Origin of the sequence: Dyella silvae (assembly GCF_026421305.1) — a bacterium.
GTDB lineage: Bacteria > Pseudomonadota > Gammaproteobacteria > Xanthomonadales > Rhodanobacteraceae > Dyella > Dyella silvae.
The window spans coordinates 901,253-916,212 of the sequence record NZ_JAPJBQ010000001.1 but is presented as its reverse complement, the minus strand read 5'-3'; the positions used below and the strand labels follow the sequence as shown (position 1 = coordinate 916,212).

The following is a 14,960-nucleotide window of genomic DNA, read 5'->3' as shown; positions in this document are numbered from 1 at the left end:
ACTTGCCGGGCTAACAGCCCGGCAAGCGCCAAGCGGGGTGCTCTTTCTTTTGGTTACTTTTCTTTGAGCAAGCAAAGAAAAGTGACCCGGCGATCGGCAGATCGTCGGAAGCCCGCCGCAGGCGAGCCCGATCACGGTAACGCCCACAAGAGCGAAAGACACAGGATGACCAGCCTGCGGCTGTTATGAAGCGCTTCCAGCCTTCGCCGGGATGATGGTGAGGGAAATCAACACCACCGCGAGCACCCACTCCTCACTTCGCGTTGTACGTGGCAACCTGGCGATGGAACACAACCTCAGAGAAACCACACTCACTCCGCCTGAAACGCAAACAACCAAAGAATCGCCCCCTGCATCGGCGACCCCACCCAGCTCACGTGATACGTACCAGCCGACGCCACCTGCCTATAGGCAACAGCGCATTGCACGCCGCTGTTGTCTGGTAGCAGCAGATAACTGTCGATCATCTGGAAGCCACTGTCCGGGCGGGTGGTCATCGTCTTGACGCCGCCATCGCCCCACCACACGGCGACCAGGGTGGCAGGGCCAGTGGTGGTGACTTCGCCGCTGGTCATGACGAGCGCTGGCGCGGGGTAGTTCTGCGCCATGTCCTTGAGCACGCCGGCGTTGCGCACTTCAATGAAGGGTACGGTGATTTCACCTTCCGGATAGCCGGATTTGTCGATGCGTACGCTGTGTCCCGAACCGCCTTTGCCGGCCACAGCCACATAGGCAGTGACATCAAAGGCGCCGCCGTAGCCATTGAAAACCACTCGGCTCCCCACGCGCTTCCAGCGATTGGCGTAATTGTCGACGGGGCCGTTCCCGTTCTTGGCGTAGCCGCCGTTGAGCACGATGAAGGTGCTTCCCGCAGGCTGCGTTTCGATGGGGGCGGTGACGGCGGGCGATACGCCTTCGCCTTCGGAATGGGACAGCAGGGTGTGTGCGCCGAGCAGCGGTGCATTCTGCGGAGGTGCGTTGGGTACATCGGTGGCGCGAGGCGCTGCGCCCTGTGCCGTGGTGAGCGCGGGGCAGGCCAGTAGCAGCGCAACGACCGTGGCATGCCAGCGGCGAGCGCAGCCGCGGCGCAGGCCATGCGGCATGGCATAGTCCGTCATCGTACGGATGGCCGATATTGCGAATGGCATCATGCTGTGCCCACAATTCTCGCCGCCTGGCGTCGATGCGCGGTTCGCCACGCTGAAGGTATCGAACAGGCGTTCAATGCAGTGCCACCCGGAGGGGGACCGGCTTGGCTAACGAGACTGACTTTCTCGATATGTACCGGACGCTCGGCCTGCGCCCAGGCTGTTCGCTGCCTGTCTTCAAGCAGGCCTACCGGCGGCAGGTGGCACGCATGCATCCCGATCGTCAGGGCGGCACGTCCGACCCGGCAACAGCGGCACGTTTGCAGCGGCTTATCTCGCAGTACGACGCGGCCATGGTGTTTCAGCGCGAACACGGTCGCCTTCCAGGCGCCATGCCACAAGTGCGTTTCTCGGTACCGGAGGCCAGCGCACCGGTGTTCCAGGCGCCGGCAGCGCCACGAACGACCAGAAAGTGGCGCGCGGTGCTCGTGTTCGTATTGCTGGTGGTGATCGTGGCGCTGGCGTGGCAGTACATCAATGAAGCGCCGGTGCCCGAGCCTTCCAATGCCTCCAGCGACACCCAGGCATAGAGGCCGGGTGTGCTGACCGCCATGCCCGCCAGGGTGGGCAAAATGCCGGCTGTAGAGAGAGATCCAGTAAACATCCATGGCGATAACCGGGATAGCGGTTACGTCTGAGGCCGCCCAGCGGATGGCCATCGGGTCGATAAGTATGGTTCGCGGTTTCATGTCGTTTGGGCCCCCCACCCGCACGTTGAACTCGACAACGCCCGAGGCTGGACACCAGGAACTGAGCATCGCGACCCTAGCGAGCGCCTCGGCCAAATAGCACCACTTCCACCGTCTGGATGAGGATCAATAGATCCAGCAGCAGGTTGTGGTTTTTCACATAGAACAAGTCGTACTTGAGTTTTTCCGCCGCCTCTTCGACGGTTGCCCCGTAGGGGTAGCTGAGCTGTGCCCACCCGGCGAGGCCAGGCTTAAGGCAATGACGCAGGCTGTAGTAGCGGATCTGAGACGCCAGGTTGGCGACAAACTGGGGACGTTCGGGGCGCGGACCTACGATACTCATATCGCCCTTGAGTACATTCCACAGCTGCGGCAGCTCATCGATGCGCAGCTTGCGGCTGATGCGTCCGACATGGGTGACGCGATCGTCGTTCTTCGCGGCCCAGCGGGCTATGCCATCGCGTTCGGCGTCGGTACGCATGCTGCGGAACTTGAGCAGTTCGAAGGTGCAACCGTGTGCGCCCACACGCTCCTGCCGATACAGGATGGGTTGGCCAGGGCCCGATTCCAGGCGTATGGCGAGTGCTTCCAGCAGCATCAGCGGCCAGCAAAGCAGAAGCAGCACGGTGGCTGCGCCGAGGTCGAAGCAGCGTTTGCTCAACTGGCGCAGCGGCGTGGCATTGAAACCGCTGGAGAACACCAGCCAGGAGGGATCCAGAATGGTGAGTTGCAATCGGCCGGACTCGCGTTCAAAGAACGAGGTAAGGTCGGTGATGGTGATGCCCATCTGCCGGCATTCGAGCAGATCGTCCATCGGGAGGTGACCGCGGCGGTCGTCAACGCCCACCACGATCTCATCGATCTGTTCGCGCAGAACCAGGGCAGGTAAATCCAGCCCGGTGCGCACAAGATAATCGTCAGGCACGGCGACGGTTTCGCTGGCGTGCGGGATGTAGCCCACAACGCAGAAGCCGCGACGGTCGGTGCGGCGGCGCATCTGGTTGTGGATCTGGGATGCGCGCGAACCCGCGCCGAGAATGATCACCCGGCGCTTCAACGCCTCCACTTCCACCAATTGCAGAAACACCAGGCGAAGACAGAACACCAGCAGGAACCCAAGCGAGAGCGCGATGGCCAGCACGCCGCGTCCGACGTAGGCCTGCGGCACCACGTAGTAGCCCACCACCAGCAGAATGCCGCCCAACACGAAAGCGACGGCCTGCCTTGCCAGCAGGCCGAACCGGGTCATGCGGATATGCGCCTGATACTGGCCCATCGCCACCATGCCCGTGACGATGATGCCCGCGAACACAAAGGCGCGCTCCGGCAAATGCACGGTGAACTCGGCAAGCTCTTCCACGTTGTACGCGTAGCGAATAAACGTTGCCAGGCACAGCGAAATAGCCAGCAGCGCAAGCTCGCATAGGCCGAGCAAGACGAGCCATCGTACGGATTGGCGACGCAGGAAACGAAGCATCCGACCCCCTTTACCCCTAAGACTTAGCTATGTCCGTTTAGCGTCGAAAAGGCTACCGCGCGGTGCTCGCGCAGTCGATGCAACTTACGGGGGAGCGAGGGGAAACCGTTCGGCTGTCTCAGGCATGTAACACCTGCGCTTACGCTGTGAGGTGTGCGGCTTGCGCGGACAACAACGTGTGCATCTGGATGTGCGTGATGGAGGGCGGTGCTGCGAGCGCGCCGGTCAGCGAGGACGAAAGTTCCAGTGGATGCAGGCGGCATGCGGGCGCATCGGCGGCGGCCGCGGGCGGTTCGATGGTGCAGTCCAGTGGCGCATCGATCGTCGATGGCGCAACCCGAAGACCTATGCCGAACGCCTTGAGCAACGCTTCTTTGCGTGTCCACAGCGCGAGCAGAGCCGGTGTGCGAGCTGTGTCGGGCAGGGCTTCCAGTGCGTGCGCTTCGGCAGGCGTGCACAACAGGGCGATCAGTTCGCGCAGGGATGCGCGGGGTGGCAATTGTTCGATATCGACGCCCACTGTTTGCGCACGCGCTATGGCGATGGCCACCTGGGATCCGCTATGACTGAGGCTGGTGGCGAATGGCGTGCCCGGCAGCAAGGGCTGGCCGTGCGTGCCCCTGCCCAGGGGAACCGCATCCGCAGCACAGTTGAGCGTCAGCCCGAGCGCGACGCGCCAGAACGCATGGGCGATCGCGTAGGTGTTGCGATCCCGCGCATGATGAAATCGATGCGCCCGCGTGATCTCGTGTTCGGGAAGTAGCTGAACAGCCTGCTGGAATAAAGGCCACCACGGTGCGCTTTCGAACTGGATGATGCGCGCCTCGTTGTCGCCCGGCGGCACGAAGCCGGTCGCCTGCAAGGCTGTTGTCGCCTCGCGTGCGAAAGGCTGCGGCGTGGTTTCATGGCGCATGGAGAATGGCTCCGCAGCCTAGAGCAGACCTGTGGGTGCATATGTGGTGAGGCGTCCGCGCAGTTCATCGGCGAGGCGCAGGCTCAGTGCCACGATGGTGAAAGTCGGAAACGCCCATCCTCCCGTGGGAAATACGGAGCTGCCGGCGATATGCAGGTTATCCATGCCGTGCACTTTGCAGTCGCGATTGACCACGCCCGTGCGCGGATCGTTCGACATGCGCGTAGTGCCCATGTGATGAGCCGTGCCGTGAACCTGCGGCGTGGCCGCGTGGTGATCGGCCAGCCATGGCTCAAGGTGAACATGTCCGCCGCTGGCGCGGGCCAGCTCGTTGCCGAACAGCGCGGCCGCCTTGCGGTAGGTGTGACGGTCCAGTTCGGTAAGTCGCCAGTCCACGTGCACCTTGCGCTGGCCCAGTACATCGGTCTCGCGCCCCAGCGTGATACGGCTGTCAGGATTAGGCGCCTGCTCGAAGTATCCGACGAGATCCACATGGCTGCTGGCCACGGTGGGCCGGTCAGCCAGTTTGTGCACGAAGGCGCGGGCGATATCGCCGATGCCAAGGCCCAGCTTGAGCGTCGTCAGGCCGAGGCTGTCCGGTGCGCCGATGGCCTCGGCGGCCGGCGCATTGCGCAGTGCGTCGGACAAGCGCGCCTCCAGCAGCGCGTTCTCGTCCTGCGCGGTTTTCCGCAGTGCCGAGCGCAGCTCCCGCAAGGCCCGGATGCCGAGTGGCAACGGCCCCTCCACACCGAATGGATGGACACGGCCGTTGAGCATGCGATGAGTGCGCTGATAATGCGGCGACAGCACGATCTCGGGAAAAGATGGCGCGCCCTTGCCGCGGCGGCGCTCGTAGGGGCGGGTGACGTGATGCGGCTTGTCGGCAGTGAGGCGGCCCAGCGTGCCGCTGGGATGATCCATAAAGTAGCGGCCGACCACATCGTGGTGATTGCCCAATCCCTGCGGCACGGTGGTGTTCGACAACAGCAGCAGGCGGGCATTTTCGATGCCGCCACAGGCCAACACGTAATGCCTGGCGCGTATCCGGCCGCGATGCCCGCCCAGTGAGCCGATGCTCGCTTCGTGTACGTGGCTGCCGTTGGGCACCGCCTTCAGCTCGAGCAGGTTGGCGTGAAGCAGCACCTGCACATTGGGTGCCTGATCCAGTTCTTTCCGATACGCATCGCCAAACAGGATGGGGCTGCGCGCAAACAACTGATTGACCAGTTTGTCGTCGTCGAAAGCGATGGGGGGCCGTGGCGTGGGCTCGGCGAAGCTGCCTTCGGTGAAGGCCATGGCGCCAAGCTGGCAGAACGAGCGGGCACGCGCGTAGTAGGGCTCCAGCTCAGCGTAGCTGATGGGCCAGCCGCTGTGCGGCACCCAGTCGCGTGCGCTCAGGTCTTCGCTACTCAGCGGGATGCAGCCGCCACCCCACAAGTTGCAGCTGCCGCCAAACACCCGCATGCGCGATGTGCCGGGATCAAACTCCGCACAACCGGCGGCGCTGCCTTCGCACAGCGCCTGACTGCGATGTTCAGCGGCCAATCCGCCACTTTCAACCAGACACACGCTTACCGGTGTGCCGATGAAAGCATGTGCGATGGCGATGCCGGCAGCACCTGCGCCGACGATGCACAGATCCACTTCCACATCCGACGGATGTGTCCCGCTCAAGTAGTCGATGATCACACCAACCCCCTAAGTGCCTGCTCCATTGATCCACGCAAGAGACGTGTCGTTTCGTGGATCTGGTCCTTGGCATTCCCGTTAGCCGCTCCGGGCTGACTGCGGACGTGGAGCCTGCTCGCGATCTCCGGCACTGGCTATGCGGAGATCGCGTACGGACTCGGGTCGATCACACGCGGTAGTACTCTCTGTACCAGCGTACAAAGTTAGCGACACCGGTTTCTACCGAAACCTGCGGCCTATAGCCAACGGCCTGTATCAGGTCCGTTACATCCGCTTCGGTATCCGGCACGTCGCCCGGCTGCAGGGGCAGCAATTCCATGACGGCCTTGCGGCCAAGGCAGTGTTCCAGCACTTCGATGTAGTGCAGCAATTCCACCGGGCGCTCGTTGCCGATGTTGAACAGGCGATAGGGCGCTACGCCGCTGTTCGCCGGATCGGGCATGTTGCTGTTCCAGTTCGCATCGATCGACGGCACCTTGTCGAGCGTGCGGATCACGCCTTCGACGATGTCATCCACATACGTAAAGCTGCGCTTGTGCCGGCCGTGGTTGAACACGCGGATGGGCTCGCCCGCGAGGATGGCGCGGGTGAACAGGAACAGCGCCATGTCCGGGCGACCCCACGGGCCGTACACCGTGAAAAAGCGCAGGCCGGTAGAAGGAATGCCGTAGAGATGCGCGTAGCTGTGCGCCATCTGCTCGTTGGCTTTCTTGGTGGCGGCGTACAGCGTGAGCGGATGTTCGGCCGATTTGTGTTCGGAGAACGGCATGGCCGTGTTGGCGCCGTAGACCGAACTGGTGGATGCGAAAACCAGATGCTCCACGCCGTGCTGGCGGCAGCCTTCCAGTACATGCAGAAAGCCGGTCACGTTGCTGCTGGTGTACACGTGCGGGTTCTCGGCGGCATAACGCACGCCGGCCTGCGCTGCCAGATGCACGACGCGTTGCGGGCGATGCTCGGCAAAGGCGCGCTCCATGGCGCTGCGATCAGCGAGATCGGCATGGACGTGCGTGTAGCCCGGGCGATCCGCGAAACGCGCCAGTCGCGCCTTTTTCAGCGTGACGTCGTAGTAATCGCTGAGGTTGTCCAGCCCGACCACTTCGTCGCCGCGAGCCAACAGGCGTTCGGCAACATGGGAACCAATGAATCCGGCGGTGCCGGTGACCAACACTTTCATCTGTTTTTTCCTTAGAGCCTGCCGTCGACGGCGTCGCGCGGCAGCACATATTTTACGTCGTACACCACCGATGCCGGCTTGCCAAGCGCGCGGATGCCCTCGGCGCCCAGCGCGGCAAACTGGCGATGCCCCACGGCGATGATCACGGCGTCATAGCTGCCAACCTGCGGTTGCGCCACCGGCGTCAGTGCGTACTCGTGTTCGGCTTCCGCCACATTGACCCACGGGTCATGCACATCCACCTCGGCGTTGTACCCACGCAATGCATGCACGATATCCACCACGCGCGTGTTGCGCAGATCCGGGCAGTTTTCCTTGAAGGCCAGGCCAAGCACGAGCACGCGCGCGTGCACCGGGTTGATGCCCTTGCGCACCATCAGCCGGATCACTTCGTTGGCAACGTAGCCACCCATGCTGTCATTGGTGCGGCGGCCGGCGAGAATCACGTCCGGGTGATGACCGACTTCCTGCGCTTTGTGGGTGAGGTAATAGGGGTCCACGCTGATGCAGTGGCCACCGACCAATCCCGGACGAAACGGCAGGAAGTTCCACTTGGTGCCGGCGGCCTGCAGTACTTCAAGCGTATCGATGCCCAGCTTGTTGAACAGAATGGAAAGATCATTGACCAGCGCAATATTGAGGTCGCGCTGGGTGTTCTCGATAACCTTGGCGGCTTCGGCGACTTTCAGCGAACTGGCCTTGTGCGTGCCGGCGGTGATGATGGAGCCGTACAGGCGATCGACGAAATCCGCCGTTTCGGGCGTAGAGCCGGACGTGACCTTGAGAATGCTGGTGACGCGATGCTGCTTGTCGCCGGGATTGATGCGCTCCGGGCTGTAACCGGCGAAGAAGTCGCGGTTGAACACCAGACCCGAGCCTTTTTCGAGCAACGGCACGCACACTTCTTCGGTGCAACCCGGGTAAACGGTGGATTCGTACACCACCACGTCGCCGGGCTTGAGCACCTTGGCCAGCGTTTCGCTGGCACGAATCAGCGGCGTGAGGTCCGGGCGCTTGGCCGAATCGATGGGCGTGGGCACGGTAACGATATAGACGTTGCGATCGGCAAGGTCGGCAAGCTGCGAGCTGAAGCGCAGGCTCCCTGCTTCCGCAAGTTCATCGCGACTGACTTCCAGTGTGCTGTCGCGGCCTGCACGCAGTTCGTCGATGCGGCCTTGATGGATGTCGAAACCAATGGTGTCGTAGTGCTTGCCAAATTCCACCGCGAGCGGCAGGCCGACATAGCCGAGTCCAATGATGGCGAGCTTGGTGTCTTCCAGGTTATGCATGCCGGGTTTCCGCTGACTGGTTGAAGTGGAGCAACGCTTCGGTCTGCAGGGTATCCGATGGATTGCCTGTGCAGATAACCAGAACGCGTACCCCTGATAAGAAACTGACGTGATGTTGCGCGTATCGAACGACACAACGCGCGTCAGCGGCGCAAGGCTATCAGGGTCAGCTGTTGTTTCCGCTAGGCCAGAGGTTGCTTGCCGGATGGCGGATGCGCGTGCTGTGACGGGTTTGTGCGTTGGTTGCTTTCGTTGTCGCGATGGCGTGCCGGCGTAGCCATCGGAGGGGCGGGCTCATGGGCGTGCGCGGTGTTACCTGATGCGCGGACCGGGTCGCTCAAGGTGAGGGGAGGGCTGAGCCTTTGTGGGTGCGGCACCGCGTCGCGTGTAAGATATTGCGAATCATTCTCAATCTTGTTACCGTGCATTGGTGCAGCCCAGCTGGAGGTCGTTACCTCGCCACGGCTCGCGTATCCCACCCCATAACCCGCAGCGAAAGGGCTCCCGGCCACCAGGGTGGCCCGCGTTCGCCTGCCCGAAGGATCGAGCATGACCTCCAAAGCAATGGTGTCTTCCGCGGCCAACCCGCCTGTCCGGCTCGCCATGAGCGCGCTAGGCCTGGCCTTGGCCTCCACGTCGGCCATGGCCGCTACCGCCGCCGACGCTGCCAGCGACACGACCGCCGATCCCCAGGATGCGCAGAACCTCGATGGCGTGAAGGTGCGTTCTACGGTCGTCAACACCACCTCGCCCAAGTTCACCGTGCCTTTGTTGGACACGCCGCGCTCGGTGACGGTGATTCCCCAGCAGATCATCCAGCAGACGGCGGCGACGTCGTTGCTCGACGTGCTGCGGCAGGTGCCGGGCATTACGTTTGGTGCAGGCGAGGGCGGCAACCCGAATGGCGACCGGCCGATCATCCGTGGTTTCAATTCGGAAAGTTCGGTGTTTATCGACGGAATCCGCAGCTCCGGTTCGCAGTCGCGCGAGATCTTCGACATCGACCAGGTCGACGTCATCAAGGGGCCGAGCTCCGTCTACACGGGCCGTGGTGCCGTGGGTGGCAGCATCAATCTGGTGACCAAAGCACCCAAGGCAGAGGACTTCGTGCGCGGCACCGGCGGCGTGGGTTCGGACAACTATTACCGCGCCACGGTCGACTGGAACCAGCAGGTGGGCGGCGATTCGGCGATTCGCCTGAATGTGATGGGGCACAGCAACGACGTCGCAGGCCGTGACGGTCCTGACATGTCGCGCTGGGGTATCGCACCCTCGGTGACGTTTGGCCTGCATGCGCCGACCAGCGTCACGCTCAGCTACTACCACCTGCAGAGCGATGACACGCCCGACAGCGGCATTCCGTACAACAACCCGTTTGCCGCCACCAGCCCGCTGGCGAATCTCAACGGCGATGGCCGGCCGTATTCGGTTCCGCGTGGCACCTATTACGGTTGGCTCGCTCGCGACTACCAGAAGCAGAGCAACGACACCGGTTCGATTCTGATCAAGCATGATTTCAGCGACGGCTGGACGCTGCGCAACACCACGCTGTACGCACGCACCACCAACGACTACATCTGGACCCAGCCGGACGACAGCCAGGGCAATTTCCTGGTGAACGGAGGCATCTGGCGCCGCAACAACAACCGCAACAGCAGTACCACCAACCTGACCAACCAGACGGATCTCACCGGCGAATTCGAAACCGGATCGCTCAAGCACAGCATCGCGGCGGGTATCGAGCTGAGCAGTGAGAAGACGCAGCGCACCAGCTATCTGGTTGACCCGGCAACCAGCGCGACGGACACGCACAACACCGGCTCCATCATCAACGGCGCCTGCAGCCCCAGGTACGGCATCGGTGCACCATCCGGCTACTGGTGCACGAACGCGCAGCATCCCACGCCGAATGATCCGTTCAATGGCGTCATCATCGGTGGCCAGAATCCCACGCGCATCGTGACCGATACGCGTTCGGCCTGGGCATTCGATACGGTGACGATTGACCCGCAGTGGTCGGTCAATGGCGGTGTGCGCTTTGACAGCTTCAGCACCCGATCGGTGGCGACGACCACCACCACCGGTGTGGTGTCCCGTCTCAGCAATGATTCGAATTTCTGGAATTACCAGCTCGGCGTGGTCTACAAGCCGGCGCAGAACGGCAGCGTCTATCTGTCGTGGGGCACATCGTCCAATCCGCCAGGCGTGGATGCGGGCGATGGCGCCGATGGCATCGCCGTCACCAACGCAGACCTGAAGCCCGAAAGCAGCCGCAATCTGGAACTGGGCACGAAGTGGGATGTATTCAACGAACGCTTGTCACTCACCGCCGCGGTATTTCGCAGCGAGAAAGACAACGCGCGCGTAGCCACCGGTGGCCGCGGCAGCCCGCAAATCAACGCGGGCAAGCAGCGCGTGGATGGCGTGGAACTGAGCTTCAGCGGTCAGCTCACCGAACGCTGGAATGTGTTCGGTGGCTACACCTACCTCGACAGCACGCTGGTAAAGACCGGGGCCGGCGATCTCGCCAGCCAGGGCAACCAGTTCCCCAATACGCCCGCGAATAGTTTTACGTTGTGGACGAGCTACGCCATCACCTCGCAATGGAGCGTGGGTGGTGGCGCGTATTACCAGGACAAGGTGTACGGCAATACCGCCAACACGAAGTGGGTGCCGGCGTGGACCCGTTTCGATGCCATGGTGTCGTATCAGGTCAACAAGCACCTGAACCTGCAGCTCAACGTGCAAAACCTCACCAACAAGTACTACTTCGACAAGGCCTATGCCGCGCACTACGCCTCCGTGGCGCCGGGGCGGTCGGGCATGCTCACGGCCAACTTCAGTTTCTGATAGGGTCGCCGAAATCGATGACGTGCCCGTGTGGCACGTCATCGATTTGCAAAGCTGAGGAAACATCATGTTGTTGCAGATCCCCGAAGTGCTTACCGCCGATGAGCTGGCGCATTGCCAGCAGCGCCTCGCCAAGGCGCCATGGGTGGATGGGCGGGTGACGGCGGGCCATCAATCGGCTCAGGCCAAGGATAATTTGCAGCTTCCTGAGGATTGCGCCGAGGCGCGGGAGCTGGGCGCGCTGGTGCTCGATGCACTGGCACGCAACACGACGTTTTTCGCGGGCGCCTTGCCGCGTCACATTTTTCCGCCACTCTTCAATTGCTATCGCGGTGGGCAGTCGTTTGGGTTCCATGTGGACAACGCGATCCGCTATGACCGTCGCAACGGTGCGAGCTCGCCCATTCGCACGGATCTCTCCGCCACGCTGTTCCTCAGCGAGCCTGACAGTTACGAAGGCGGCGGGCTGGTCATTGAAGACACCTACGGCACGCATACGGTCAAGCTTGCGGCGGGCGACATGATTCTTTATCCAGCCAGCAGCCTGCATCGTGTCGAGCCGGTGACGCGCGGCCAGCGGGTGGCGGCCTTCTTCTGGATACAGAGCCTGGTTCGGGACGAAGCTCAGCGGCGTTTGCTGCTGGAGCTGGACGTTTCCATCCAGAGCCTGACCCAGGTCAGCGCGCCTCAGCCCGATCTGCTGAGACTGACCGGCATTTATCACAACTTGCTGCGAACCTGGTCCGAGACATGAGCGTGAAACAGGCGGCCGTTGCGGACGAATTTCCTCACCTGCTGCGGTCGGCGCCGGCGCGCGCGCACGGACTGCTCCTTACGCAGGCGCTTATCGGTGACTGCGCATCGCAGTTGGCGGTTGGCCAGATGTACCTGGAAGGTATTGGTTGCGAGCGCGATGGTGCCGAGGCGCGCTACTGGTTCCAGCACGCTGCGCACCAGGGCGAGCCGATGGCGATGAACATGCTCGGACGCTGCCTTGAAAATGGTTGGGGCGGCGCAGTGAACTACGAACTGGCTGCGGTGTGGTATCGGGAAGCGGCTGAGCACGGTTCGGACTGGGGCATGTACAACTACGCTCACGTGCTTGCCAACGGCCGCGGCATCAAACCGAATCGCGCGGAGGCGTTTCATTGGTTCGGGCGTGCCGCGGAAGCGGGTCACGGACGAGCCATGCATTTCCTGGGGCAGTATTACGAGCACGGCTGGGAAACGGCGCCGAATGCCGATCTGGCCAAGGAGCTCTACCGCCGCTCGGCGGAGAAGGGCGATTACCGCGGGCAGTGCAGCTGGGCTTCAGTGCTTACCGAGGAAGGGCGTATTGAAGAGGCGTGCGCGCTGCTGCGCATGGCGATGGCGATTGCGCCCACTTATTTTGCGGAAGCGTTGCGTTGTGACCTGAGTCAGTCGCGGCACCCGGAGTTGCGGGCCCTCGCCGCAGTCACAGCGTAGAGCGCACCCAGTACTCCACTGGGTGCGCCTGGCGTGCCGTTACGACCAGCTGCTGTCGTCGAAACCGCCGTCGTTGCTGTCGTCGAAATCGTCCGTCGATGCGAAGTCCTGATCGCTGATGCCGCGCGAACGGTCGCCGTTGTCGTAGAAGTTGTTCTCGGTGACGTTCTCGACCACGGTGGATTGGCCACCACCGCCAAAGAATCCGCCGCCGTGATGACCGCCGATCAGGCTTTCAATACCGTCGAACAGGAACATGCCGCCGGCGACGCCTGCGGCTGTCGTGGCCGCCTGCGACAGGAAGCTCGGTGCTGCTGCGGGCGGCTGTGCGGGTGCCGGCGCGCTGCCAAACAGGCGATCGCGCCAGCCAGGCGCAGCGGCGGGTTGAGGCTGCTGCGGCATCGGCGGTGGCGAGGCGCCCCATGCGGACTGTTGCTGTCCACCGAGGAAGCTGCCTCCACCTTGCTGCGAGGCGAGCTGCGCCTGCAGTTGCGCGATCTGTGCCTTGGCACCTTCCAATGCTTGTTGCTGCAGCAGGCTGCGCTGCACCAACAGATAAAGCGCATCGGGCTGACTGGCCAGCCGCTGACGAATGAGCGCGTCGGCTTGCGGATCCTTCATCACGCTGCCGGCGGCCGCGAGGCGCTGGAGAAAATCGTCGAGTAGCTGTTGTTCCTGCGGTGTCATGACGTGCGAATCTCCAAGGGGCTACGAATGGCACCCAATGTGGCGCTCAGGCTACCGGGTGATGCAGTGCCGAAAGTGTGCCCTGCATGCATGACATCAAGGGGTAAGCGACTTTCGTTTTCCTTGCAGTCAGCTATTTCGCAGGCTCTTTCGACGTCACGCATACAAGCGAGGGGTGTTGCGCGGCATCCATACGAAAAAGCCCCGGGTACGAAGGTACGCGGGGCTTTCTGTCTGGAATGTTTTGGTGGAGCCAGGGAGGATCGAACTCCCGACCTCGTCATTGCGAACGACGCGCTCTCCCAGCTGAGCTATGGCCCCACATGAGCCAACGATGTTACCAGCGTGTTCCAGTCCTCGCCAAGCCCCCGGTTTCTTCAGGGATGCAGACGGCTGAGTCCGTCGTGTAGTACCTCGCGGCGCCACCCCTCCAGAAACTCCGGCCACTGCTCTGTAACGACGTATTCCTCCAGGACCTTGCGCGGGCACAGCAGGCCAGCCGGCAGATCCTGTTCGACGGCGCACTTGTCCACGTAATCCTTCATGGCGGCAAGGGCTCGCTTGGCCTCGCCCTGGGGCGTCTCGGGAATGGACGCGGTAGCTGTCACTTCGTCCCCATCGATGGGCCGCTGCAGCACCTCGAGCAATTCGCCACGTTGCGGCGATCGCAGCGCGCGCTGGCCGCGGGTGCGTTGTTCCAGGTCGCTGGCCGAGCCGGGTTGTTGCTGGACGAGGTTCATCACCAGTGCGTCTTCAAGCAGCCACGGGCGCGGCCGGTCGAGCGAGCGCGCGACCTGGTCGCGCCACAACAGCACGCGGCGCAGCAAGGCACGCTTTTCCGGACGCCATTCCGAGGCGCTGCGAAAGGTACGTTGCGGTTGCGGATCTCCTTCGCGGTAGCAGGCGCGCTGCTTGAGCCGTTCGCAATCTTCGGCATGCCAGGCAGCGCGGTCGCGTTGCGCGAGCCGCTCGGCCAGTTGCTCGTGCACGGGCTTGAGATACACCACATCGAGCGTGGCATAGGTGCGCTGAGAATCGGTGAGCGGACGTTGCAGCCAGTCCGAGCGCGTTTCCCCCTTGTCCAGTTCAGCGCCGGTCAGTTCCGCCACCAGGGCGCGGTAGCTGATGCCCAGCCCCATGCCGACAAACGCCGCGGCGATCTGGGTGTCGAACAGTTGGTGTGGGCCATGCGGTAGCAAGGGCGAAAGTGCTTCAAGATCTTCGCTGGCGCTGTGCATCACAGTCACCGCGTTGCCTTCGCCGATGAGCGGACGTAGCGACTCGCCAATGGGAAAGGCCAGCGGGTCGACCAGCGCATACCGTCCATTCCAACCCAACTGGATCAATGCCAGCTGCGGATAGAAGGTGTTGCGGCGCATGAACTCGGTATCGAAGCCGAGCGCGGCATCGTCAGGCAGCGCAGCAAGCCATGCCTGCAGGGCGTCGCGCTGGTCGATCCATGCAGCGTCGGGGGATAGGGCGGTTTCTTGTTGCATGCGTGTTCCTGGTGATGCAGAACACGCGTTCGCGCATTGTCCTGACATCGGTTTCTGCCTATGGTTAGGCGGTCCACG

Annotated in this window: 13 protein-coding genes and 1 tRNA gene; 5 read left to right on the top strand and 9 right to left on the bottom strand. The window is 62.8% G+C overall.

The annotated features are described in order from the left end of the window. A partial coding sequence (locus OQE56_RS04225) for a hypothetical protein (RefSeq protein ID WP_267221820.1) occupies window positions 1–189 on the top strand: 189 nt, incomplete at its 5' end. 122 nt (window positions 190–311) lie between these two features. On the opposite strand, the gene OQE56_RS04220 is transcribed toward OQE56_RS04225, so the two are convergent. After that, entirely contained in the window at window positions 312–1,151 is an 840-nt protein-coding gene (locus tag OQE56_RS04220) for a hypothetical protein (RefSeq protein WP_267221819.1), read from the bottom strand. Window positions 1,152–1,252: 101 nt separating this feature from the next. Between OQE56_RS04220 and OQE56_RS04215 the strand changes: the two genes are divergently transcribed. After that, the gene (locus OQE56_RS04215) at window positions 1,253–1,678 is read left to right on the top strand and encodes a J domain-containing protein (RefSeq protein WP_267221816.1); all 426 of its coding nucleotides are present in this window, start codon (window positions 1,253–1,255) and stop codon (window positions 1,676–1,678) included. 235 nt (window positions 1,679–1,913) lie between these two features. On the opposite strand, the gene OQE56_RS04210 is transcribed toward OQE56_RS04215, so the two are convergent. The 5 genes from OQE56_RS04210 to tviB form a co-directional block, all read right to left on the bottom strand. After that, on the bottom strand, window positions 1,914–3,314 hold the full coding sequence (locus OQE56_RS04210; RefSeq protein ID WP_267221814.1) for a TIGR03013 family XrtA/PEP-CTERM system glycosyltransferase: 1,401 nt from the start codon (window positions 3,312–3,314) through the stop codon (window positions 1,914–1,916). Between the two features lie 139 nt (window positions 3,315–3,453). Further along, the gene (locus OQE56_RS04205) at window positions 3,454–4,227 is read right to left on the bottom strand and encodes a 4'-phosphopantetheinyl transferase family protein (RefSeq protein WP_267221812.1); all 774 of its coding nucleotides are present in this window, start codon (window positions 4,225–4,227) and stop codon (window positions 3,454–3,456) included. Between the two features lie 18 nt (window positions 4,228–4,245). Then, window positions 4,246–5,916, bottom strand: a complete 1,671-nt coding sequence (locus OQE56_RS04200; protein ID WP_267221809.1) for a GMC family oxidoreductase — start codon at window positions 5,914–5,916, stop codon at window positions 4,246–4,248. 166 nt (window positions 5,917–6,082) lie between these two features. Next, entirely contained in the window at window positions 6,083–7,093 is a 1,011-nt protein-coding gene (locus OQE56_RS04195) for an NAD-dependent epimerase (protein ID WP_267221807.1), read from the bottom strand. A gap of 11 nt (window positions 7,094–7,104) precedes the next feature. Then, window positions 7,105–8,382, bottom strand: coding sequence for a Vi polysaccharide biosynthesis UDP-N-acetylglucosamine C-6 dehydrogenase TviB (gene tviB / locus OQE56_RS04190; protein WP_267221805.1), 1,278 nt, complete (start codon window positions 8,380–8,382; stop codon window positions 7,105–7,107). Window positions 8,383–8,931: 549 nt separating this feature from the next. On the opposite strand from tviB, the gene OQE56_RS04185 reads away from it, so the two are divergent. From OQE56_RS04185 to OQE56_RS04175, 3 genes are all read left to right on the top strand, one after another. Then, complete coding sequence (locus OQE56_RS04185) at window positions 8,932–11,232, top strand: TonB-dependent receptor (RefSeq protein ID WP_267221803.1); 2,301 nt, start codon at window positions 8,932–8,934, stop codon at window positions 11,230–11,232. A 67-nt stretch (window positions 11,233–11,299) separates the two neighbouring features. Next, on the top strand, window positions 11,300–11,986 hold the full coding sequence (locus OQE56_RS04180) for a Fe2+-dependent dioxygenase (RefSeq protein WP_267221801.1): 687 nt from the start codon (window positions 11,300–11,302) through the stop codon (window positions 11,984–11,986). Next, window positions 11,983–12,699, top strand: a complete 717-nt coding sequence (locus OQE56_RS04175; protein ID WP_267221799.1) for a tetratricopeptide repeat protein — start codon at window positions 11,983–11,985, stop codon at window positions 12,697–12,699. Before OQE56_RS04180 ends, OQE56_RS04175 begins: the two co-directional genes overlap by 4 nt. Before the next feature lie 39 nt (window positions 12,700–12,738). Here OQE56_RS04175 and OQE56_RS04170 read toward each other — a convergent pair whose 3' ends face one another. The 3 genes from OQE56_RS04170 to rnd form a co-directional block, all read right to left on the bottom strand. After that, the gene (locus tag OQE56_RS04170; RefSeq protein WP_267221798.1) at window positions 12,739–13,386 is read right to left on the bottom strand and encodes a DUF2076 domain-containing protein; all 648 of its coding nucleotides are present in this window, start codon (window positions 13,384–13,386) and stop codon (window positions 12,739–12,741) included. 245 nt (window positions 13,387–13,631) lie between these two features. Then, a tRNA-Ala gene (locus tag OQE56_RS04165) sits at window positions 13,632–13,707 on the bottom strand. A gap of 56 nt (window positions 13,708–13,763) precedes the next feature. Beyond that, a complete protein-coding gene (rnd, locus tag OQE56_RS04160) occupies window positions 13,764–14,882 on the bottom strand; it encodes a ribonuclease D (RefSeq protein ID WP_267221796.1) in 1,119 nt (372 codons plus the stop codon). Window positions 14,883–14,960: the final 78 nt, after the last annotated feature.